The following is a 23,744-nucleotide window of genomic DNA, read 5'->3' as shown; positions in this document are numbered from 1 at the left end:
TCTAAGTAACATATAAATAAATAGAAGAGGAATGAGATAATCTGGATGGAGGAAAGTCGAAAGGAAAATATTTTTGCTGTGTTTTACAAACTGGTTTCTCGATTGCAGTACTCCAAGTTCCAACTGTTGATAATGATTTTTTTACAAGTCCTCCACACCATAAATACTATCTATTTTTCGGTACTTATTGGGGAAACCATGGAAAAAGTATCGATGGGTGCCTTTAATTTCACAGAGCTTATTCTTCCCTTCGTCATTGTAGCGTTTGTTATGTTAATCGTTGGTTTTTGTTTGGAACTCTTAAAAGGTAGATTTGGTACATTTGCTCATTACCAGATGTCTAGTATTACATTTGGAAACATACTAAAAACAGAACATTCATGGAGTCAAGACCAAAGAACCGGGGATATTATAAACAGAACAGGGGAATCTTTAAATTATTCAGTTAACTTGGTAACTAAATCGATTCCTAATTTACTATTTACATTCATATCTATTGGTTTAATGCTAGCATATCTATTAACCAACAACTGGAAACTAACGATTCTATACTTTCTCTTATATCCGCTGGTATTTTATATGCAAAATGCATTTAGCCGACCGATTAGTGATTCATTGAATAGACGATTTAAAGCGAGTGCAGAATTAAACAATGTTTCTGTTGACTCCTTAAGAAACCATAGCACGGTTAAAAGTTACGAGTTGGAAGTGACTATGTGGGAGGAATTCAAAAAAAGAGGGCGGAAATTACAAACCTATTTTAACAAGTTCACATGGACAAAAAGTATAACTTGTTTTATTGGTGAAGTTTTTGCTGTCTTACCTACTGTAGCAGTTGGGCTCGGGGCGATTTATTTATTAAGTAATGAAATGCTAGAATTTGCTTCGTTTTTATCATTCATGTTAGTTATGTTTAATCTAAACTCTCCGCTCCAAATGTTTGGAAGAAATATGGCTGAAGTACGTGGGGACGTTGCAGGAGCTAATAGGTTATTAGAGATTTGGAATGCCCCACAGGAGGACAGAACGCAACCGTATGTCCAACCTGCTGTTACTGACAAGGCTATAGTATTCGAAAATGTATCTTTCTCTTACAATCAAAAGAACTTGGTATTGGATAATATTAGCTTGCATGTACTCAAAGGTGAGCATGTTGCATTAGTTGGCGAAAGTGGTTGTGGTAAGAGCACAATTATTCGCTTATTGGCAGGCCTTTATGAAGGATATTCAGGCAATATTTACGTTTTAGGCAATTCATTGAGGTCATGGAACCCCGCTGAGATGCGCAAAAATATGTCATTCGTGTCTCAAAATAGTGATATTTTTAGTGTCTCGCTTTTTGATAATATAGCCTGGGCCGGTGAAAATGTCACAGTGGAAGAAGTAAAAAAGTCTTGTGAAGATGCCGGAATTTTAGAATTTATAACAACACTGCCTGATGGACTTGAGACTATGGCAGGGGAGGGAGGGACGCAATTATCAGGGGGGCAGAGGCAAAGGATTGCTATTGCTAGAGCACTTGTTCGTAACGCTGAAATGTTATTCCTAGATGAAGCAACCTCGGCACTAGACGCTACAACTGAAGTTGAGGTACAAGAAAAATTAGAGGCGATTATAAAAGGAAAAACTGTTGTTACTGTTGCTCATAGGTTATCCTCGATAAAAAATGCAGACAGGATATTAGTGATGGTTAAAGGGAGAATTGAAGAGGAAGGCACTCACGTAGAATTGATGGGTAAAAGAGGCGTGTATTTCGATCTTTACCAAAGTCAACTGGATGAGGTGAAGGATGAACACAGATAAAAAATTTAATATCTTAATCGATGCGATTTATATATGGAAACGCATACTTCATTTTGTGCCAAGGAATAAAGTAATATTTACACTAATTATGATAATTTACGCATCATGCGGTACTTTGCAAAGTCTGGGTACAGGTTTGTTGTTAAAATACTTGAGCATTGGTGCCATTGAAAACAGTACAAATACTATTTTAGCTGGGGTAATATACTATGTCCTTATACTGGTATCCGTATCAGCTGTAAGTTGGTTATTCTGCCACGTTTATCTATGCAGCACGAAAATGCTAGCCGAGTATAACATTGGATCTGAATTGTTTTTTCATTTGTTAAATAGACCACTTTCTAAAGAAGCAGATGACCATTCAGGAGATTCCATGTCAAGGTTGGTTAATGATGGTCAGCAGGTGGCTAATGCCTTGACATGGGATTTTTTCAGTATTATATATCCTGTTGTAAATGTTCTACTTTGTGGGGTTATTACTTTGTTCATAAGTTGGCAAATTGGCATTATTACATTGTTATTAGGTCTATTCTTCTTATACGTAACAAACAAATTTTCTTTACCATTACGAAAAAATACGGATAAGATAAAGGACTTAGAGTCAAGAACTGTACAGCTCATGATGGATGGAATTACTAACGTCCAAACAGTACGGATGATGGGGCTTGAAATTCCGTTAACCTCTAGGTTTGAAGAGACAATAGACAAGGTTAAAAATTTGACTTTAAAAAATATGGTGTTGTCTGCTTGGCACTCTTCATTTGGTAGCGCCATTGGGATTTTATCTTCCATGATAGTGATTATCCTAGGGATTTATCTTGTAAGTATAAATCAAATTAATCTTCCAAATGTATTGTTGGTTTTTCAATTTTCGACATCTGCAGTATCGAGTATCATACAATTAGGAAACTTTTTTACTCAATTCCAGAATGTTTCTTCGAGTTCGCAAAGGGTGTTTGAACTATTTGATTCAAAAGCAGAAGACAAGCGAGTTGATAAACCCAACATTGATTCTAACGATTACAACGAAGGAGTTATTTTACAACTGGATAACTTGTTCTTTTCTTATCGAGAGGATCTAAAACCTGCACTTAAACAAGTGTCATTAACTATAAAAAAAGGTGAACATATCGCATTAGTAGGTGAGAGTGGCAGTGGTAAGAGCACTCTGTTCAAGATTCTTCTGGGTCTTTATGAGGCACAGACTGGGGAAATAAGACTATATGGAAAATCATATAGAGAATGGAATGTTCAAAGTATTAGAAGACAGTTCGCCTATGTGGCTCAGGAAAGCCCATTATTTGACTGTTCAATCAGAGAAAATATATCCATGGGTAAGAGGGGTGCTACGAATGACCAAATTATAGAAGCAGCTAAACTTGCAAATGCAAATGAATTTATATCCTCACTGCCCAATGCATATAATGAGCAAGTAGGGGAATTGGGAACAAAAATTTCTGGTGGTCAACGTCAGAGGATAGCACTAGCGAGAGCGTTTATTCGAAATGCACCAATTTTATTACTTGATGAAGCGACAGCATCTCTTGATGGCCAAAATGAACAGGAAATTCAAAAAATGTTGGACGACTTTTCCGTTGGACGGACGATTATCGTATCCGCTCATAGGCTTTCGACAATAAAGAATTTTGATAGGATTGTCGTTTTCAATCAAGGGGAGATTCTTGAAATTGGAAATCACGATGAACTGTTAGCTCACAATGGCATATATGCAAAGTTATATGAAGATCAAAAAGTATTGCAAGCTGCAAATTATTAATGGTTGAGGTCCTAAAGTTGCTTGTAGCTAGTATGTTGCCCTGCATAGATTTTCTTATAACTGAATGAAATTCAAAGGAGGAAAGAATGTGGGGTTGTTAAATCACATAAAAGATAAAACGGTTACCATTGGTGTGATTGGTTTAGGTTATGTTGGTCTTCCTTTAGCTATTGAATTTTCGTCTGGTGGCTATAAGGTCCTTGGAATTGATAATAACGTTCAAAAGATTGAAATGTTGGTTCGCGGCGAAAGTAACATCGATAAGGAAACCGATCAAAAACTTAAAGAATGTTATAGTGATTTCGAATTTTGTATTACAAGTGACTTTTCCAAAATACACCAATGCAATGTGGTAATTATTTGTGTGCCAACACCTCTTAATGAAAACCATGAGCCCGACCTTTCTTATATTTTGAATGCTCTAGATAATATCGGTGCTAATTTGCTAAAAAACTCTTTAATAATTCTTGAATCAACTACTTATCCCGGAACAACTGACGAACTTCTTTACGGAAAAATTCAAGAATACGGTTTTGAAGTGGGCAAGGACGTTTTTTTATGCTACTCACCTGAACGAATAGACCCTGGAAATAAAGTTTCAAACATAAGGGATATTCCTAAAATAGTAAGCGGTGTTACTCATGAATGTCTTACGTATGGAAAAATGCTTTATAATTCTATCTTTCATACAGTATATCCCGTTTCCTCTACTAAAACGGCTGAAATGACGAAACTTCTAGAAAACACCTTTAGAAATATAAATATTGGATTTATTAATGAATTTTCCATACTGTGTGAAAAAGTTGGAGTAAATGTATGGGAAGTAATATCGGCTGCATCAACAAAGCCGTACGGATTTATGACTTTTTTTCCTGGTCCCGGAGTAGGCGGTCATTGTATTCCTCTCGATCCTATATATCTCTCATGGAAAGCTAAGCAACTAAATGCTCCTAGTAATTTTATAGAAACCTCTTATCAAATTAACAGGAATATGCCAAGTTATGTTTTAAACAAAATAGTAGTTGCTTTGAATGCTAGAAAGAAAAGTGTAAATGGTTCAAAACTTTTACTTCTAGGGATGGCTTATAAGGCCAATATTGGTGATTATCGGGAATCCCCTTCACTTGAGATCTATGGAACATTAAGAAAAATGGGAGCGAGAGTTAGTGTAAATGAACCACATTCGAATTTACTTTTTGATAACTTGGGCAATGCTATTGAAAATTTCGAGCTAAATTACAATGAGTTACATAAGTTTGACTGTGTTATTATACTGACTCCACATACAGTGTATCAACGAGAACTATTAGTTAAGAACTCTAAATTAATAGTAGATACAAGGAATTTTTTAGACGGATATGAAGATGAAAAAATATTTTTGATGGGATCTGCTAAACAAGAGATTACCACGAAAAACTTAGTCGTGAGTAGTTGAGTGTTACTCTTTGACTTTCTGAAAGGTTTTACAGCATCCATTAGAATACTTCAGTAAATTATATTAGTGATTGAGCACCATTGATAGTAGTTGCTCTTTCTAACCAGGTGGTGAATCTACTAAGTGAAAATCGCAGTTGTTGGCACCGGCTACGTAGGTCTGTCTAATGCAGTATTATTATCCCAGTATAACGAAGTCATAGCATTGGATATTATGCCAGATAAAGTACAAATGATTAACAATCGAATATCCCCAATTTTTGATAAAGAAATCGAAGAGTTTTTTGCCTTTAGGGAACTCCAATTAACAGCAACAACTGATGTTACCGAGGCATTTCAGAATGCAAGATTTGTTATTATTGCAACGCCAACTAATTATGATCCTGTACAAAATTGTTTTGATACTAGCACGGTTGAAGCAGTTATAAAGAAAGTAATTCTTCTAAATAAAGATGCGATAATCGTAATTAAATCAACAATCCCATTGGGATACACAGAAAATATTAGAAGTAAATTTTCAACGGACAACATTATCTTTTCTCCTGAATTTTTACGAGAAGGAAAAGCATTATATGATAATTTGTATCCTTCACGGATTGTTGTAGGAGAGCAATCAGAAAGGGCACAAGAGTTTGCGGATCTATTAGTGCAAGGCGCAATTAGAAAAGATATTGCAGTATTGCTTACCAATCCCACAGAAGCAGAAGCAATCAAACTGTTTGCGAATTCGTATCTCGCAATGAGAGTGGCCTTCTTTAATGAACTAGATACTTATAGTGAAATCAGTGGACTTGATAGCAAACAAATTATTGATGGTATTGGGCTAGATCCAAGAATAGGCAGCCATTATAATAATCCTTCTTTTGGATACGGTGGTTACTGCTTGCCAAAGGATACAAAACAATTATTAGCTAACTATAAAAATGTTCCTAATAATATTATGGCAGCAATTGTAGATGCGAACCGAACTAGGAAAGACCACATCACAGAAATGATTCTGGCTAAAAAACCAAAAGTTGTTGGGATTTTTCGACTAAACATGAAGCTTGATTCTGATAACTCCAGGCAATCTTCAATTCTTGGGGTAATAAAACGGATTATGACCAAAGACGTAGAATTGGTTGTTTTTGAACCGACTATACATTCTGAGCAATTTTACAATTTAAAAGTGATTTATGACATTAAAGAATTTAAAAGAATTTCGGATGTTATAGTAGCGAATAGGATGTCTAACGAGATCGAAGACGTCGCTGAAAAGGTATACACCAGGGATATCTATCGCAAAGACTAGGTTTTTTTTCAGGGGGAACTCGAAAGAATAGTATTTAATAGCTTTAACATCAAACAGAATATTTGTGTAGGTCTCTAATTGAAAGATATTCCTGATTTCTGACAATGTGCGTAAATTATATCTTGTATAATTTAAAAAACGTTCATTCAGACAAAATTTAATTTTCCATATTTTAAGATCTTAAGAAAGATAAATATTTGGTTTTTAAGTTATACTGCCTTAAGCTCAATTGCTAACTAAATTACATCTGACTCTTCAGGTGCTCTTTAAAAGATATGGAGCACCTAAAAAGTTCGGAGAACAAATCTGATCGTAATGTTTTATGTAATCAGTCGATTACTTTCCGACTCATTCTGTAGCAGCGCCAAACTTGATAGCCGATTTTGCTGTACCAATCAATTAACCAAGTCCACCCTAAGTAGCTGCTCTCCACGCCTCTACTTTTTATTACCTCAGTTGCTTTAAAAGCGAGGAATAGGCCAATCCCCTTTCCTCTCATTTCTTCTTTAACACCTAAAGCAACAAATCCTCCGACTTGTGGTGGGAGTAAGTTTTTCCACTTTAAAAATTGATTAGCATACAAATCGAATGGTCCAGTAAGTAAGACAGAACCAATTATTTCTCCGACTTTTGTTTTAGCCAGTAGGATATTATCGAAATTCTTTTGATTTGAGTAGTGGTTATAATAAATATACCAATGAGGGAAATTTTCTTGTTGGAATACCAATAATTTCTCAATATCCTGGGTATTCGCTACCTCTATAATTGTATCATGTTGTAACGGGACATGTTTAAAGGAGGGAAACATTTTTAGATCTTGAATCATATCAAAACTCTGCTCAGTGAAAATCCATCCACACTTCTCGAAAAACACAATTGCATCTGGAAGATTGGCTGGGACACCTGGCCAAAAATAAGGTCTTGCACCAGAGCCGACATGAATATCACGTACACCTTTTGAAAATAGGTATTGCTCGGCATGGGTTACCAATTGCTTGCCAATTCCTTTACCTTGATTTTGTTTCTCGACTACAACTAATAAAATTGAGCCGTGAAGGTCTGTTTGTAATCCATAACTAGTTCCTGTGGCAATAAAACCTACTACATTGCCATTTATCTCAGCAACGAAATGCGAAGTGCCACTGTCATTATCACGTATTATTTTATCAAATATAACATATTCAATAGGCCATTGTTGTCCAAGGTTCATAATCCATAATTCATAAATAGCTTTGTAATCATTATGGTTGCATGTCCTTACTATCATAAAAAACCTCCTGAAATAGTTTTTACATGATCCGTAATAAATTTTTCTAAAGAAAAATTTATACTGACTGTTCTCTAATCGCGTATTTATGATGTGAGTGTTTCGCACAATAGGAAGGAAAAAGCTGAAAGCCAGAGTGATCTTTATTTTACAACTCTTGGCTTCGGGTTCGCTGAATCACTAAACTACAAATCCGGAGATATGATGCATAGCAGGCTAGGTTAAAAGGAATTAACCTCATGCTGCTAGAGAAGAGCAAATGTGATTCACGAGTTGTTCTAATAATTGAAGCTTTTAATCAGTACTACGTGTTTAATCACTGTGTGGGGTGCACACTAGTTTGCCTAAAAAGGAACAGCAAAGTTGAATTACCACTTTCGCGAAATGGATCATTCTACAGCAATCAATGAGTTTGCAAGTCCAAAAACAAAGGGCTAAAGGTATCTGTTGCATGCTTTCATTTTAAAATAAGCAACTTAACACAGCAGTGCTCTTAAAGTACTTCAAGGTAATGTAGCAGTAGAAGAGTAGTTTTTGACGAAGCCGACTGTCATCGAAGAAGCACATTCTAGATGGATTCGATGACTGCACCGAATAACTGTCAAGCGTAATATACTGCATTTGGAGTTATTATACAAGCTTTTTGGAAAGAAATCGTTACCCAATTGCGAATCAATTACTGAGTGTGGAAACTACCTCTTGTGTCGAAAAGTTCGATCATTATATTAATAATTGTATTAGGTAATATTTATTAATATAGTGAAATTTGTAAAAATATTATCATCACTTATTGTGCTAATAATATGAGAATTAAGGTGATATACGTTGATGGAAATTCAACCATACAGAGAGCCCTCTTCCGGAACAAATTGCCTAGACGATTGCAATCCAATTACAAAGAAAACTATGTGAATATTAAAGAAAAATAAAAATGTCGAATATTACATATAAACTTGAAACAAACGTAGAATAATGTTAGAAATGGTTTATCAAATAACAATTAATCATTATTAAAATGAGGGGATTATCCATGAATACAAATATCTGCTTAGACAATATTAAATCAATTGTAACCAAGGCAATGGATCTTGGAATTTATCCAGATGCCGATACAAATCTTATTGAGTTAGGTTTAGATTCAATTCAAGTTATTCAACTTATTGTTACACTTGAGGAGGGGTTAGGTTTTAGCTTTAAAGATGAGGATTTATTGATTGATAATTTTTTGACAATACGTGGCATATATAATTTGGTACAACTAAGGTCAGCTGCTTCATAATTAATTTTGATATCTAAATGTTTAAAACACGTGATTTACCCACAAGAAGATTTCAATCCATTAGTTTAAATAAAGTATTGGCTTCGACTTCGAGTAGTTTTGGAGTGAACTCGCCAATACTTATTTAGGGAGTTTCACACTTGGATAAATTCTAACACCCACCATTATAAAACTAAGGCCCACCAGAATAATTTTTTAATAACTTCATTTCTTACTTGAATGTGTGTAATTCTATTAAGTGAAAGTGATTTATAATGCATAGAATAAACAATGGGAGTCTGTAACACTATTTTTTAGTTTGTTATCAGTGAGCAAATGAAATAGTTCATAGGATGTTATATGAGGGGGTATAAAAGTGAATAATTCAATCGATTTGCTGAAGCTATTAAAATATTCCAAAAATAATATTGAGTTTTATAAGGAGAAAATTCCCACCGAAATAGACAGAATTTCAAATAATAAAGATATAGGAATTATATTCAGGTCCTTACCCATTGTAGATAAACAGATAATCAAGGCCAATTATCTAGATTTTCTAGATGCAGAGCTAACTAAATATGACTTGAGTGATATTTTTGATACTAATAAAAATTTTAGGAAAGAATATGCCTTCGAGTTTCCTGACTATAAGATCATCGCCGAGTACACTAGTGGCACTACAGGTTCTCCGTTTATCGCTTTAAAAACACCTAAGGAAAGGTTAATTCTAGGGAGAAATCTATGGGAGTTGCGGCGCAATTTCCATTCTCTGAATTCTAGAGAGTTTTTCATGCTGATTCATACAAATGGAGAATATCCATTTCCTTTTTCCGAGGAGGAAATAGATAGTGATAAATTAACTCGAGAATTAAAGTTTCTCAGTACAAGCAGCTACACGTGGTGGCATTTGTACCCTAAGTTGCTTCAAACTTATGCAGATTATTCAACCAGACTGGGCATTGAATTTAATAATTTAAAGGTCATTGAAACAAATGGTTCGTATATTTCTGATCAAGAAAAGAAAAATTACGAGGAAATATTCGGTTGCAGGATTGCCAATAATTATGGTTGTAGAGAAATATGGGCAATAGCTTATGACTGTCCTCATGGTTACCTGCATATCAATGATAAAGCGATATTGTTTGAATTGGTTGACGAACACGGCCGCGAAATCACTAATCCTAACGAAGTAGGTTATGTTGTCTTAACTTCCTTGAAGTTAAGGAGTATGCCATTTATCCGGTATAAAATTGGTGATTTAGCTTATTATCTTAGCGGGGAATGTTCTTGCGGGAATAAAAGTAGGAGAATCTGCGTTACACCAGGAAGGCATTTAATAGCGGGGACACAAATGTACGGTAACCAATATTTTCGATCTGTTGTTGTTAATTTAATTCAATATTATGGTATCACAAAATTCAACTCCATAAGTGTAATGCAAACAGATTATCGTGTGTTTATGGTTAATATAAAAGGGAATAAGGAAGATAGGACTCTTATTGAAAAGTACTTTATAGAATCCGCTAATGATGTATTGGGGATTCCAAATTGTTCCTATATTTTTACATATGATGAAAATCTCGAATCAAAAAGTATTTTCACCCTTAAAATTCAAAAAAACACCAATTAAACCAAGTGCTGAAATGGAGGGGTGGATGCTTGAGAATAAAGTAACTATTAAACGGGGGGAAGTAATGGGAAGAAGACTTATAAAGTACCATGGTGATCATAGAAGGTGTGAAATACTAACGGATTTCATATATGAAAGATACCGGAAATTGATCAAGTAATTGTAGATGTAACTGGTGGTTAAGGTGTTCTATCGAGAAGGATTAACAAGAACTATAAATATATATCAGAAGTGAATAAAATCGAGCATGAGACAGTAACAGTTGGGCTTAAAGGTGCAGAATTGGTGACAATAAATAATATTGGGTCAGAAGAGTAATTAACAGTCAATTATCATGAATTTGACCATTACATTCTTGGTTGATATCCAATCCAAGGTACTCAAAAGCGGACCGATAATGTAAATGATGTCATTTCATTAAATTGAGTTTAACACTATGAAGTGTATATATGTGTTATCTTCTAATATTTTGACTGTTGGGAGATAATTTACTAATTGAGGTGAGTTGTATTGTTGGTTCATGAAATTTTACTAGAAACCTATCAAAAATCTCCTAACAAACTAGCATTAATAACAAGAAACAGAAAATTTACTTATGAAGATATCTATAAAAATGCTATGAAAATTTCTGAATTATTACGCAAAAGAAACATTCCAATTGGGTCCCATATTGGTCTCTATTTCAATAATACCACTGAGTTTATATTTTCATTTTTTGGTATATTGATTTCAAAAATGGTGGTTGTACCCATACCTATCTTTTCTAAACAAGTGGAAATCGAAACAATTGCAGAAAATTGTGACATTCATAGCATTATAGCTTTAGAGCCACCCAAGAGTATAAAAAGACCTGTGATCTCATGGGGTGATATTGAGTCATATGAACCTTCAGAAGTAGGATATGACCATGATACTAAATCTGATCTGGAGAATTCTCTGGCGTTATTACTAACGACTTCAGGAAGTACCTCTGCACCAAAAATTGTTATGCTTTCACACAAGAATATTATTTCTAGTGCCATTGCTCATCAGAACAGTGTAAACTTCTCACCAGCCGATGTATTTATGGTTACAATGCCAATAAATTTCATTTCGACTATAACTACTCAAATTCTTGTATGTATTCTTAGTGAAACAGCAATAGTTTTAGAACCGCTTCCTCTAATTCCCCGATCAATTTTCAACATCATAGAGCAAAACCGAATTAATTGTATTTCAATGGTTCCGACAACATTGAATTTTTTGTTGGATATATCTAGATCAAAAAAAATAGTTTTATCTAACATACATACATGTGTAGTTAGTGGGGCACCTCTCAGTAACGATTTATTTCAAGAAGCCAAAAATTTATTGCCAAACGCCGACATTCTACAAACATACGGTATGACAGAGGCTTCGCCCCGGATTTCCATAATGGACAGAGGTGATGATGAACTTTCGTGTGGTAAAGTGGTAAAAGATGTTGAAGTAGTAATTAGAGATTCAGCAAGTAACCCACTTCCAACTAATATGGTTGGGGATATCTATGTAAAAGGCCCAAATGTTATGCTCGGATATTATAAAAACCCACGATTGACTGCAACAATTATACAGAATAATTGGTTAATGACGGAGGATATAGGAAAGTTCGATATGTGGGGAAACCTTCGAATCGTTGGGAGGAAAAAAAATATTATTTTGGTGGGCGGAATGAATGTTTATCCCGAAGAAATAGAGGATATTTTAAATGGTATTATCACAGTTGATCTTGCGGTTGTAGTAGGTGTGCCTGATAAAGTTTTAGGTGAAGTTCCAGCTGCTTTAATAAAACCAAAACGAGGAATGCAATTACAAGAAAGATTTATTAGCAGTATCCTTGCAAATCATCTATCAACATACAAAATACCGCGCCAATTGTTAATGGTAAAAGATATACCTTTAACCCCAAACGGAAAGGTGGATAGAATCAAATCTAAGGACTTATTAAAATCAATTCTCAATTGCAATTAATAAACAATGAGTCTTAGATAGGCGTTGAACAAAATGTACGGTTAAAGATACGGCCTCAAACCATGAAATAAAGTGCTAATGAGATTTCTGCTTCTTACGGAGGATATGTGCCGCAACCTATCGAAATACGAGGTTTGCTCCTATCCAATATTATAGTGTTTAAACTTTCCTAAAATGTGACATGATTTAAGACTACAGTTATCAGTGAATATCCCAATCTTTCTAATGGCGATTGGCTCTTTGTGGACTAGTTTATAACGAAATTAACTGCTGGCTATAAATATGTCAGTAAAGTGGTCTGTCGAACAGAGAAATCAAAAAAGTTAGGAGATGAGCAGGACTATGAAAATCAGAAAAGCAGTAATACCGGCAGCGGGTCTAGGGACACGGTTTCTGCCTGCTACGAAAGCACAGCCAAAGGAAATGTTACCCATCGTAGATAAGCCGGCCATTCAGTATATAGTAGAGGAGGCAGTAGCGGCAGGAATCGAGAGCATCATCATCGTTACGGGGCGTAATAAAAAATCGATTGAAGACCATTTTGATCGCTCTGTTGAACTTGAGCAACAACTGGAAGTCATGAGAAAATGGAGCCTGCTAAAAGAGGTAAGCCGAATCAGTGAAATGGCGAACATCCATTACATCCGGCAAAAGGAACCCCTTGGACTTGGTCATGCCATCCTCTGTGCACAGCAGTTTATCGATAACGAGCCCTTTGCTGTGCTACTCGGGGACGACATTATGATATCTGACCCTCCCGCGCTGAAACAGATGATTCATGTATACGAAAAGTTTGAAAGGCAGATCGTTGGCGTACAGCGCGTTGCCCGCATAGACACCGGCAAGTACGGAATCATCTCTTACAAGGGTTACGAAAACGGCCTTTACGAAGTCACGGATCTAGTAGAAAAACCAGCTCCTCATGAAGCACCTACTAACGTTGCGGTCATGGGCCGCTATATCCTAAAGCCCTCCATTTTCTCGACGCTAGAGACCCTTGAGAAAGGAGCCGGTGGTGAGTATCAGTTAACGGATGCACTCCGTCAGGTCTGCGGACGTGAGGGAGTTCTTGCATTGGACTTGATAGCTCGACGCTTCGATATCGGCGACAAGCTGGGGTACGTTTATGCGATTTTAGAAATGAGTCTGCAGCACGCTGATCTTCGAGAACCGCTGATGAACTATATGTCTAATCTGATGAACAGGAAACTGGACATCAAGGAACAGCAAACCAGATAATATAAGGGCAGCTTCCTGAACGTAACGAACCTTCTTGAAGCTCCCCTTTTTTCAATTCCAAACCTGCATGTCACTAGCGATTATTCAATTCTTTTTCCGGCTAATTCTATAGTATCGAAGAAGGAAAAGCACTGAAAGAGGCTGTTACAATTTTCTAAGTGAAATTTTGATGTTGTTTCCAGACACATGGAAGGCGAACTCCTTCATTAGCTTCAGTACGACGTTGAACGGAACCGGGCAAACCGTATAATCTGGCGTTCAAACAAAATGTAAGCGAGTAGCTTGATTAACAATTCTAGTTCGTTGACCATGAAGTTGTCTGTCGCAATGCAGTCGATGGAAAAGCTGTTCTTAGTTTCCTTGATGTAATTTTCCATACAGCAGCGCTGATAGTGAACCACCATAAATCTATCGGCTCCCATCCCAGGTTGTTCACAATCGCTTCATACTGATAGTTGGTGTCGAGCATAAGCCGGCCTTTGCCCTCGTCATGCGGATGATCGCTACCCGGCTTGCGCCCATGGTAGAAGCTTGGACAAGACGATTAAGCAACAAGAAAGAGGCACCCTCTGCTGGTTTCACAGCAAGATGACGAATGTATTGCTCGAAAGAATCAATGTCCATGTTTTCACCCAACCAATAGAGCGAAGAGCCCTATTATTTGATGAAGGAAAATATCATTAAGAAAGACCAAGAAATCTGCTTCTAAAATAAAATGAATGTTAAAATGGGAATAATTAGGAAATCTTTTTTTTGCGAAGGCAGACTGGAAAAGAGCCATTATAAATTAATATTAGCTGTACTGAATTTAGTTTCCATATATTGGCATTCCCCATCACTCACCAGAAATTTATTTTCTATCTTACCGCCGACACTATTTGCAATATTAAAGAATAATAATTTACTTGTTTTGATGTATTATACTTTCTATAATTTCTTTTTCGAGTAAGAATATTTTGATTATTCTATCTCGCATTCGATTTTTTATACTTTTATCATTTGTCTTAATTCCTGAATCTACTATAAACCACTTTAGAGCTAAATTTTTCATTATTTCGGTTTCTTTAGCGAGGTTTTTAATTAAATTGTTGTTAGGATGCAGGTTATAGTACCTAATAGTAAAGACTAAAATATCAATATGATTCGCCAAAGAATAAATTGATTTTAAACGCCAATGATCAAACTTCCTTGGGAATTTATGAATTGTATCAATAAGATATTCATAGCACTCGAATCCGAACTTTACATTTGTATTTCTTTTATAATAGCTATAAATAGGGAGTTCAGGATTTTCGATTTGTTCAAGTAACATTAATATTTCTTTTTTTGATATTTGATTTGCATTCGTTTTCATAATGTTGTTGGGAGTTAACTTAATTTTCCAACAGTGTACACCTTGTAAATAATCATCTTCTTTACATTCATATTGATAATTCCAAGAGTCCTCGATTTCTTTGAAGGGAATTTTCTTTTTCGAATAATGCTTATCAAAAAAGTCATAACAAATGAACTCCTCATTGTCAAAATCGCAACCGCTTATAAATATATCGTGCATAAAATTATTTCTTCTGTTATAGGCCTTAATATACTTCGTATTAACATTCATATAAATATAATAATTAGAGTTCAATCGTTCAAATATAAAATTCTTGATTCCACCCCATTTACTTACAATTACTTCTCTATCCTGAATTCGATTTATGATATAGGGGCAGGATGTATCGAGTTCTAATTGAGTCTCAAATCCGCAAAAAGCGATTGTATCAAAACCATCATCAAAATTAAAAAGGACAAGTTGCAGGGTGTTAAAAAGAATCCAAGGAATAGTCTCATCATAATTCTGCAAAATAGAACAGAGATTAATATGTCTCGGATAGACATTACATATTGTATCTGTATAAACTGGCAATTCTATTGATTTCATATGTAACCTCTTTCAACATAATTTTATAGATTTTTTGAGTGCATCGAATATTTTGTCTATAGCTCAAAAAACGAGTACCGTAATTTGTACAGAAGCAAGACAAGTATTGATAACTTGTATATTTTCTTTATTTGAACTTGGTTTCTAGATATAACGTTCGGTGAAGTCTTCACTAGCTTCAGTAAGACCTTGTTACCATATCGAATCAGCGTTGCGGCTTAATGGAAGAACCTATCGGATGTTTGAAGCGTGCGATATGAGTGGTGAAAGATTTCTACGGTTTAGAGCAAGATTATCAAGATTAGGCAGACTCCCACAAAGCATTCTTTACTTTAGCAATAGCCAATTGTGGGTGTTCATTTTGTGACAGCGGGATAGCAATAGATAATAATTAAGCTAAGAATAACACGATAACACGTATTTCTTAGCATATGCTAGATTGAGTAAATATCTTCTAATAAATTATGCAGGATTATTTTTTCTTCTTCAATTATAGATTCTAAGAAAGAAAGTAATCTATAAACAATTTTTTTATCACGGGTTACTTGATATTTAAGATATAGATTTTTACAAATAAGAGATTTTCTTTCGACTTCATTGTAATCTTTGTAGTAGAAAGATTCTTTCTTAATATAGTTATTATCTGACAAGTATTTTATTCGAGTCAGCATACAAGCTTTATGTTCCCATAGTATATATAGAGGTCTAACATCAGAACAATCTATATTTTCCATATTATAATTTAATTTAAGATTGTCGTATATCTTCATTCCATAGTAGAAATCATTATTAGGATTATAAAAGCCTCTAAGCCGTTCACTAGTATTTTTTGAATCTAGATAGTCCTGTAGTAGCTCTTTTACTATTACTGGATCAAATGAGTATTTTTTAGAGTGATTAATTTTCATCAGATAAAAGCGATTCAAATAATTATCATCGTCCGTAACTTCAAGGGTCATATAAGCCTTTTCTATGTCCTTAAAACTAACATCAAACCTCGTAAACTTATTTCCAATGCTTTTATTTACAAATCCCCCCACATTAAAGGTTTCCTTTTTAAGATCGTATCCGAATATAAGAATAGAATGAGGAAAATAGTATTTTTGAAACGCAGTTGTATGAGGAATATAAAACTCATTAACACTAGTGTATATATAGTGATCAAGATTAATACAACTGATTAAAAAATCAATAAAATTATCCTTATGAAAAGCTAATATTGTTTTTCTTGATAGGAGTTCAGTGTATAACAAGGAGTCTGTGTACTTAGGATCTATAAAATAAAAATCTAACCAGGAGCTGTATTGGCGGTCGTTAATTGATTTGGGACATCTTAATTGTATGTAGTTACTCAATATCCAAGAAAGCGAAGAATCATGTTGACACAATACGGCCAATTGAATTGCATGCTTTGGATAACCGTTAATTGCAGGTTCAGCTATTTTTAATATTTTCTGATCGTTATTCACCTATGTCCCTCCGTTACAAGAATGTGACCAACCATTGTCATGAAAATTATGGAAACTTATTCTAACTATAACAAAGTATATTAATTATGTTCAACTAAATAATTAAGTTTTTAAGATATTAAATGAAACATAGGTTAATCGTAATATATGTGACACGTTACGATATTAAAATCCATTTACCTTCTTGGTATTAGTGGAGACTAAAAGGCGAATTGTACATCATCATCGCTTTGTTGCACTATGTGAGCAATATGCTTGATATCAGCAATTCAAAGATTTCAATTATAATAGGACAAAAAGTGAAATAGAAGCCGAACTTAACGGGGGATTCCCTTGTTTTTCAGAAATTATGGAATTATAAGTAAAGGTGAACAAAAACGGCAAACCTATGGGTAAAGTTACAACATTCCGTGAGCATAATCGTAATTCTATTATGATTGGCTCTCAAATTCCCCAAATCGTTGGAAATAAGATCAGATATTCATTGTATCAGTAATGAAGTTGCGAAGTTGACTAGGAAAGTCAAAAGGATTAAAGGATTTAGAAAAGCACGTAACTATTATTTTCATCAAGATCGATTGAATGCGCTAAAACCAGAAATGAATTAAAATATATTCGTACTGAGAACTGGAGTAAGGAAACGATTCTTCACCGTAGGAGTTTAGATAAAAAAATTCATCAGGATAGTGCATTTTGATAGGCTGCTGGAGCGCTGGTTCAGCTATTGGTGAATTGCTATGGTCCTCAGATATAAATAAAGATTTTAGAAGAACAAGACCTCATTATTGATTCTACGGGCTGTTATGAACAACAGCATTTAAACGGAGTATCAGCAGGGGTAATACCGAAACCACGAGAGGTATTTCAATGATGCTTATTCATAGATACGGTGAATTCAGCGGAGATATTTTAGCGCTAGATGGAAACAGAAGGCATTTTAGCCGATTTTATGACGTTCACATATAAGAAGGCCATTATCATGGGAAGTAGTGCTGCTCCTATTGACTCAATAATTGATGGTTGGGTGGTGGGGGCTGTTGTCTGTCTAAAGGCCAATAGGGCGGTTTTTATTTGAACAGCACACATATACAAAATCCTGATTTTGCGGTTAAACTTGAATTTTTTGAATTCAAGTTTTCACGACTACTACGTTTTTTCAAGATGTATCAACTTTAGGTGATAATAGCGCATTTAAGGTATCCGCCGCAATTTTATCAGCAGATTGCAAAGCATGACCATAGATATTCATGGTTGTTCGGATATCTGCATGCCCAAGACGACTCGCAATCGTTTTGGCATGAACTCCTTGATTAATAAGTAAAGTTGCTGATGTATGCCTCAAATCATGAAATCGTATAGGTTTCAAATGGTTTCGTTTCAGAAAGCGACGGAACCATGTACCAGGTACTGTATGATAATAGGGTTTTCCATTCCATGATGAGAAGACAAAGAAATGGTCGGGATGTCCTTCCCATTTATCTGCTAGATTTTGCTTTGAGGAAATTGTTTGTTCTTGATACTCTTTCAAGTCGCTAATTAAGGCTTCCGGTATGGAAACCTTTCGAACTGAGCTCTTAGTTTTTGGAGGTTTTATGATGTTTTCTCCATTAACGTAACTTAAAGATTGATTGACCTCAATGATTCCTTCATCAAGATTAATGTGATCCCACTCTAAAGCAAGCAGCTCTCCACGTCTTAAACCCGTTGTTAGGGCAAGAGATATCATAATTCTCCAATGCTGGGGTTCATTCTGAAGTGCTTTTAATAAATCGGAAACTTCTGCCTCAGTGTATACTTCAACCCTCGACGAAGATACTTTAGGTCTTTTAACCGAGGACACTGGATTACTCTTGATAATTTTCCACTCCACAGCCCTCTCAAAAATATCCTTCAAAATTCTATGAATAAAGCGGATAGATGTTGAGGAAAGTCCACCTGATTTGTCATCCTTACGAGAGCCATCTTGCTCTAGAGCCTTAAGAAAACTGACGATATGTAATGATTTTATTTCATCTAAACGCTTACTACTAAAAGTAGGTTCAATATGATTTTTTAGCATATACGAATAACTTTCAAGTGTTTTTGCTTCTAGATGTTTAATGGCATATTTTTGATGCCATTCATCAACAAAATTGTAGAAAGTCATTTTTTCCGGAGCGATGTACTCACCAGCTTCAACTTCCACTTGGAATTTTGCTAGTTCTTTCTCAGCTTCTCTCCTACCAGAAACTTTGATTGTTTTGGTGCGTTTTACTCTTTTACCATCAGTATTGTACCCAGCTTCGACAATTAATCGATATGAATTGCTCCATCTATACGACTTATTGACCATTCTATATACCTAAGTGGATAATATTAACATGAAAATCAATGGGGGAATATGGAATTGAAGAGAATATTGATTTTGTTCGTTTTTATCGTGGTTAGTGTACCCTTTTTAATCGATCGCCACCAGCCTACCGTCGTTAGTCCCTTGAATAAAAAAACAGCATCCTATTATTATGTTGTTAACTATCTACAATCATCACAATTGTTTACGAGTTAGGAGTCGTAGAAGATGCTGTTGTTTGATCCATTGGTAGTGCTCGTTAAGAAGCAGGTATAAACACCGGCAATAGCGAAAAAAAACATGGCAGAAACGAAATGCCAGAAATAAACTGCAAAATAGTATAGAATTAAGAGGGGAATGATTTGCATCAATATTATGCATCCTGTCTCAGATCCAATTGTCGACTGTTACCCCAATTACGGTTCTTTTCTCTCCATTCTACAAAATCATGAAGAGTCTAAACCTTGGATAATAAGCAATTTTATTCAATTAGAACTCCCCAATGACCTGGAACAATCAACCCGGATGGACTTTTATATGGGAAGTCCATATTTTATTAGCATTTGTCCGTGGATATTACTACAAAGAATTAGAAAAGATATAATTTATTTAAAATGGGCGAACGATATCTCTCAATTCGTTCGTGATGCACTTTTACAAGGCTATTATGTTAGTTTAATGGTTGATCAATTCTATATCCCTGCTTCGAGTGCATTTAATAAAAAACACCGTAATCACGAGTTGTTTATTTACGGTTTTGATGATACCACTGAAATATTTTTAATTTCAGATAACTTCCAAAATGGGAAATATACAAAGGGGAGTTGTTCTTTTACTGATTTGAACAATTCGTATATAGATTTATCTAAAACTACTGACTTGGGGCAAGAATTGGTCTATTTACTTTCATTTAATAAGTATGGAAAATTCGAAATCAATATTGAAGTACTAAAAGAGTTGTTATCAGATTACTTGTGCTCCGTTAATTCTTCACAAAAAAACAACTTATTAAACCAGCCGTTAAAAAAAGATTGGATATATGGCTTAAGATGTTATGATCATATAGTCACTTATCTAAATAATGTTAAAACAACAGAAAACTATTTAGACGTTCGCCCTTTTTATGTCCAGAAAAATCATAAATCAATGATGATCAAGCGACTGCTATATCTCTCGGAAATCGGAATATTGAATGATGATGAGAACTATATAACACAGTATATAAACATTGAGAAAATATCTGCAATTGTTGTAAACCTAACTTTAAAATATAATATTACAAAAGACAAGAATATATTGAATAGGATCGCAGAAAACCTTGGGAAAATGTCCCGCGGGGAATCAGAGATCCTGCCAAAAATATTGAAGTCACTCTAATAACAATTTTTACTTTAAACTTGCAATGTGATAAGTGCGACAGCTAATAAAAAGAAAGAGCCCATGTATGGATTCGTGTAAAATGGAGTCACCACAACACCATTTTTCAAGGAGTACCCAACATGAACTACTCTCATCTTAGCATAATCGAACGTGGACAACTAGAGGCCCTGCATCGTTTAGAGTGGACCGTGCGAAAGATCGGTCTTGAATTAAAGCGACACCCATCTACCGTCGTTAGACAGCTAAAACGGGGAAGGATAAAATGCGGCACAGACTGCTCAAGCAGCTAATCAGGAGCGAGGGACAGCCTCTGTCTCAAATCAAAGTGCAACTATACTAGGAATTGACCCAACTAATGTTGATAGTCATAGCAGTAGCATTATGGAACTTTATACTGACCGTGATTTTGTAGAAGTAACATTTGATCTATGTGTAGAGTATTGTCCCCCGATTAACTTACCAGTAAGAATGCTTGAACCACCACTTTTTAATAACAAACAAAAAGAATTGTTTCAAATTAGAATTGATTCGGCATCTTGTTTATTGATGATATGATTTCTTTTCCATAGTGCTACAAACCATTGTAGAGTATGAGAAAATGGAAACAGTTACTTACGTTAAAAAAATATTATGCCTGGGATAACTCAATTGACAACAGACCCCTCAAAAATAACTCGAGAATTGATGGGATTGACAATTGTTATATCGAAAGAGGTATAGAGCATATGTTGCTAACTGATTTTGATATTAAGGAAATGTGGGTTACATCCGTTACCCATTTTTGGTTTGGTTTTTCGGCCGTGAAGTTAAATGCAAAAACAATTACATTCTTGTCGTAGGATATTTGAGCAGAAGATTATTATTGTCAGACTTATTAGATGGATCCATCCGTGCAAAAACTTCTGTACGATACTGATATTTAGAAGCAATTGACTTAATTACAGAAAATGGTTGGAACAATTGAACTACTTTTGGGGACGATTTGGGGACGGAAATCGTCATACCACTTTATAAATCAGCCAACGTAATCGTATTTGCAATAGAGAAACTCCTTATAAAGTAGGGATTTATCACAAATCAGCATATTGTATCGCAATACGTTACTATCGCTGGCAGCGATGAGGTCAGGGGTTCGATCCCCCTAGGCTCCATAATAAGAAAACCCTTGATGGTATATCATCAAGGGTTTTTTGCTGTAGTAAAAGCCTTTTTGACCTGTCCATGCTTTGGTTACTTTGTAAACTGGGAGGCTGCCGGATACACCTTTAGCCGTACTGACGATAACTACAGAATTTTTGACTGCGATATTAAGGCGCTCAGAGAGCTGGAGGGCTGAAGACTGCTAACATAAATCTTCTAATCAGAGCTGCGATGTCCAAACAATTGCTGGGCCGTTTCGATAAACAAACGGGCTGCCGGGGAAGCTTCCATCAGGGAAGGGACGGCAATCTCGATGTTGCGATAGGCCTTCGGGTTGGTAGGGACTGCTTTTACACCGGGAGGCAGCCAGGACAAGGAGATCGCGGGTAATAAGGCTGTACCAAGTCCCTGCTCGATCATGCTGAGGCATGTGTTGACATTATGCACAACAAACCCGAATTGCAGCTCAGCTCCTGCACGTTTGAACAGATCGACAATCGGTACTTCGTACCCACCTTTGCATATGATCATCGGATGCTGGTCCAGCATCTGCACAGGCAATACCGCCTGATCGGCAAACGGTTTATCGTCACGGAACACCGCTAGCATCTCTTCGTTATACAGCGGAAGCGTCTCATAGGCTATATCTATTGGTTCTTTGTCCGTGGCAATGATGAGGGCCACATCGATGGAGCGATCCTGAAAGGGGATTTTGAACGAAAAAACGTCCAAAAACGAGTGTGGAGCGATACTAGAAGGAAATTTGTACGAAAAATCGTTCAAAAACGAGTGTGGAGTGATACCAGAAGGGGATTTTGAACGAAAAACCGTTCAAAAACGAGCGTGGAGTGATCCCAGAAGGAATTTTGAGCGAAAAATCGTTCAAAAACGAGTGTGGAGCGATACTAGAAAGAAATTTGAACGAAAAATCGTCCGAAATTCAATGTTGGTTTGTTTGGCTCATTTCCTTGCAACCTGGGAGCGATTTAGTTAAGATATACATACTTATAATCAGCGCGGCGAAGCACGCCCCGTACTTTCTTCCAGAGCGGAAGCGAAGTCGGGGCGTTTTTGTTTTGCATTAGAGAGGGGCATGGAATTGAGTTTTGAAATCGAACATGAAAAATGGATAAAGAAACATTTGTCGAACCGCCACGGGGAACGGAAAGATGCGCTGAGAAGGGGGCATGGGTACGGTAATCAGATGTTTGCAGAAAAAATATGGTGGACGTTAATGGGACATTTTACGGGTTTGCATCCAGAATATGAGGTGAAGGACTGGAGAGGACGGTCATATTTTGTGGACTTTATCTGGATCTTGGGTGGGCTCCGGTTCGTATTTGAAATCATGGATTATGGTTCGCATGGCAAAGATCGTTCGAAATATCGATTGGATTTAAATCGAGGGTTGTTTCTGCAATCGCAAGAATGTTACGTAATCTCCATTTCATTGGATGAGATGAAAGAAAATCCATCGTTCGTGCTGGCCATGGTACGGAGCATTTTAGCCCCTTATCTTGCGGCAATCCAAGACGGGAGGGGAACAGTCTATCGAAGATTCGGAAAAATCGAGCGTCAACTGATGCGTCTGGCCATTCGGCATAATCGTATCATTTGCCCTCCGCAAGCTGCAAAAGAACTGGAGATTCACAAGCAAACGGTCATCAAGTATTGCCGTAAATTGGTGGAACAAGGCAAGTTCCGCGCAATCCCGACAGGTACTGCTGGCAAGATATATCGATACGAGTACATCGGATCGATTCAAAGTCCCGATCTTTTGTGAACAACATCGGGGGGCTGTGAATCAGGTAGAC

15 protein-coding genes and 2 pseudogenes are annotated in these 23,744 nt (G+C 35.9%); 11 read left to right on the top strand and 6 right to left on the bottom strand.

The genetic code is table 11. The features are described 5' to 3' along the window. The first annotated feature begins 45 nt into the window (after positions 1-45). The 4 genes from ABEW73_RS03315 to ABEW73_RS03300 all read left to right on the top strand — a co-directional run bounded on the left by ABEW73_RS03315 (position 46) and on the right by ABEW73_RS03300 (position 6,305). Complete coding sequence (locus tag ABEW73_RS03315) at positions 46-1,803, top strand: ABC transporter ATP-binding protein (protein ID WP_430162153.1); 1,758 nt, start codon at positions 46-48, stop codon at positions 1,801-1,803. Continuing rightward, positions 1,790-3,580, top strand: coding sequence for an ABC transporter ATP-binding protein (locus ABEW73_RS03310; RefSeq protein WP_430162155.1), 1,791 nt, complete (start codon positions 1,790-1,792; stop codon positions 3,578-3,580). The genes ABEW73_RS03315 and ABEW73_RS03310 overlap by 14 nt, the downstream gene beginning before the upstream one ends. 88 nt (positions 3,581-3,668) lie before the next feature. Then, positions 3,669-5,015 (top strand): nucleotide sugar dehydrogenase, encoded by a 1,347-nt coding sequence (locus tag ABEW73_RS03305; protein ID WP_430162157.1) that lies wholly within the window; start codon positions 3,669-3,671, stop codon positions 5,013-5,015. 123 nt (positions 5,016-5,138) lie between these two features. Continuing rightward, positions 5,139-6,305, top strand: a complete 1,167-nt coding sequence (locus ABEW73_RS03300; protein WP_430162159.1) for a nucleotide sugar dehydrogenase — start codon at positions 5,139-5,141, stop codon at positions 6,303-6,305. A 328-nt stretch (positions 6,306-6,633) separates the two neighbouring features. On the opposite strand, the gene ABEW73_RS03295 is transcribed toward ABEW73_RS03300, so the two are convergent. After that, complete coding sequence (locus ABEW73_RS03295) at positions 6,634-7,572, bottom strand: GNAT family N-acetyltransferase (RefSeq protein ID WP_430162161.1); 939 nt, start codon at positions 7,570-7,572, stop codon at positions 6,634-6,636. A gap of 1,030 nt (positions 7,573-8,602) precedes the next feature. On the opposite strand from ABEW73_RS03295, the gene ABEW73_RS03290 reads away from it, so the two are divergent. From ABEW73_RS03290 to galU, 4 genes are all read left to right on the top strand, one after another. Continuing rightward, a complete protein-coding gene (locus ABEW73_RS03290) occupies positions 8,603-8,851 on the top strand; it encodes a phosphopantetheine-binding protein (RefSeq protein ID WP_430162163.1) in 249 nt (82 codons plus the stop codon). A 355-nt stretch (positions 8,852-9,206) separates the two neighbouring features. Then, positions 9,207-10,460, top strand: coding sequence for a hypothetical protein (locus ABEW73_RS03285; RefSeq protein WP_430162165.1), 1,254 nt, complete (start codon positions 9,207-9,209; stop codon positions 10,458-10,460). A gap of 513 nt (positions 10,461-10,973) precedes the next feature. Continuing rightward, a complete protein-coding gene (locus ABEW73_RS03280; RefSeq protein ID WP_430162167.1) occupies positions 10,974-12,449 on the top strand; it encodes a class I adenylate-forming enzyme family protein in 1,476 nt (491 codons plus the stop codon). A gap of 342 nt (positions 12,450-12,791) precedes the next feature. Next, a complete protein-coding gene (galU, locus tag ABEW73_RS03275; RefSeq protein ID WP_430162169.1) occupies positions 12,792-13,688 on the top strand; it encodes a UTP--glucose-1-phosphate uridylyltransferase GalU in 897 nt (298 codons plus the stop codon). Positions 13,689-13,945: 257 nt separating this feature from the next. On the opposite strand, the pseudogene ABEW73_RS03270 reads toward galU, so the two are convergent. The 4 genes and pseudogenes from ABEW73_RS03270 to ABEW73_RS03255 all read right to left on the bottom strand — a co-directional run. Further along, positions 13,946-14,142, bottom strand: a pseudogene (locus tag ABEW73_RS03270) (transposase); the annotation flags it as partial. A gap of 447 nt (positions 14,143-14,589) precedes the next feature. Beyond that, the gene (locus ABEW73_RS03265) at positions 14,590-15,612 is read right to left on the bottom strand and encodes a hypothetical protein (RefSeq protein WP_430162171.1); all 1,023 of its coding nucleotides are present in this window, start codon (positions 15,610-15,612) and stop codon (positions 14,590-14,592) included. Between the two features lie 434 nt (positions 15,613-16,046). After that, on the bottom strand, positions 16,047-17,081 hold the full coding sequence (locus ABEW73_RS03260) for a hypothetical protein (RefSeq protein ID WP_430162173.1): 1,035 nt from the start codon (positions 17,079-17,081) through the stop codon (positions 16,047-16,049). A 1,156-nt stretch (positions 17,082-18,237) separates the two neighbouring features. Next, positions 18,238-19,413 carry a site-specific integrase gene (locus tag ABEW73_RS03255; RefSeq protein WP_430162174.1) on the bottom strand — a complete coding sequence of 392 codons (1,176 nt, stop codon included), beginning with the start codon at positions 19,411-19,413 and terminating at the stop codon, positions 18,238-18,240. A gap of 534 nt (positions 19,414-19,947) precedes the next feature. Between ABEW73_RS03255 and ABEW73_RS03250 the strand changes: the two genes are divergently transcribed. Beyond that, positions 19,948-20,787, top strand: coding sequence for a hypothetical protein (locus ABEW73_RS03250; RefSeq protein WP_430162176.1), 840 nt, complete (start codon positions 19,948-19,950; stop codon positions 20,785-20,787). A gap of 122 nt (positions 20,788-20,909) precedes the next feature. Next, positions 20,910-21,047 (top strand): annotated as a pseudogene (locus ABEW73_RS03245) (helix-turn-helix domain-containing protein); the annotation flags it as partial. A gap of 1,099 nt (positions 21,048-22,146) precedes the next feature. Here ABEW73_RS03245 and ABEW73_RS03240 read toward each other — a convergent pair. After that, the gene (locus tag ABEW73_RS03240; RefSeq protein ID WP_430206375.1) at positions 22,147-22,662 is read right to left on the bottom strand and encodes a LysR family transcriptional regulator substrate-binding protein; all 516 of its coding nucleotides are present in this window, start codon (positions 22,660-22,662) and stop codon (positions 22,147-22,149) included. Between the two features lie 367 nt (positions 22,663-23,029). Here ABEW73_RS03240 and ABEW73_RS03235 point away from each other — a divergent pair, with 367 nt between their 5' ends. Beyond that, positions 23,030-23,713, top strand: a complete 684-nt coding sequence (locus ABEW73_RS03235; protein ID WP_430206374.1) for a hypothetical protein — start codon at positions 23,030-23,032, stop codon at positions 23,711-23,713. Positions 23,714-23,744 lie beyond the last annotated feature (31 nt).

Origin of the sequence: Paenibacillus lautus, assembly GCF_050482385.1 — a bacterium.
GTDB classification, from domain to species: Bacteria; Bacillota; Bacilli; order Paenibacillales; family Paenibacillaceae; genus Paenibacillus_AQ; species Paenibacillus_AQ lautus_B.
Note: the sequence above shows the minus strand (reverse complement) of the source record. Positions and strands in the feature narration are given on the sequence as shown.

Bases quoted from the DNA above. Each gene is read 5' to 3' on its own strand.
- ABEW73_RS03290 (WP_430162163.1), top strand. From the start codon at position 8,603: ATGAATACAAATATCTGCTTAGACAATATTAAATCAATTGTAACCAAG.
- ABEW73_RS03310 (WP_430162155.1), top strand. From the start codon at position 1,790: ATGAACACAGATAAAAAATTTAATATCTTAATCGATGCGATTTATATA.
- ABEW73_RS03265 (WP_430162171.1), bottom strand. From the start codon at position 15,612: ATGAAATCAATAGAATTGCCAGTTTATACAGATACAATATGTAATGTC.
- ABEW73_RS03315 (WP_430162153.1), top strand. From the start codon at position 46: ATGGAGGAAAGTCGAAAGGAAAATATTTTTGCTGTGTTTTACAAACTG.
- ABEW73_RS03295 (WP_430162161.1), bottom strand. From the start codon at position 7,572: ATGATAGTAAGGACATGCAACCATAATGATTACAAAGCTATTTATGAA.
- galU (WP_430162169.1), top strand. From the start codon at position 12,792: ATGAAAATCAGAAAAGCAGTAATACCGGCAGCGGGTCTAGGGACACGG.
- ABEW73_RS03255 (WP_430162174.1), bottom strand. From the start codon at position 19,413: ATGGTCAATAAGTCGTATAGATGGAGCAATTCATATCGATTAATTGTC.
- ABEW73_RS03250 (WP_430162176.1), top strand. From the start codon at position 19,948: ATGGGAAGTCCATATTTTATTAGCATTTGTCCGTGGATATTACTACAA.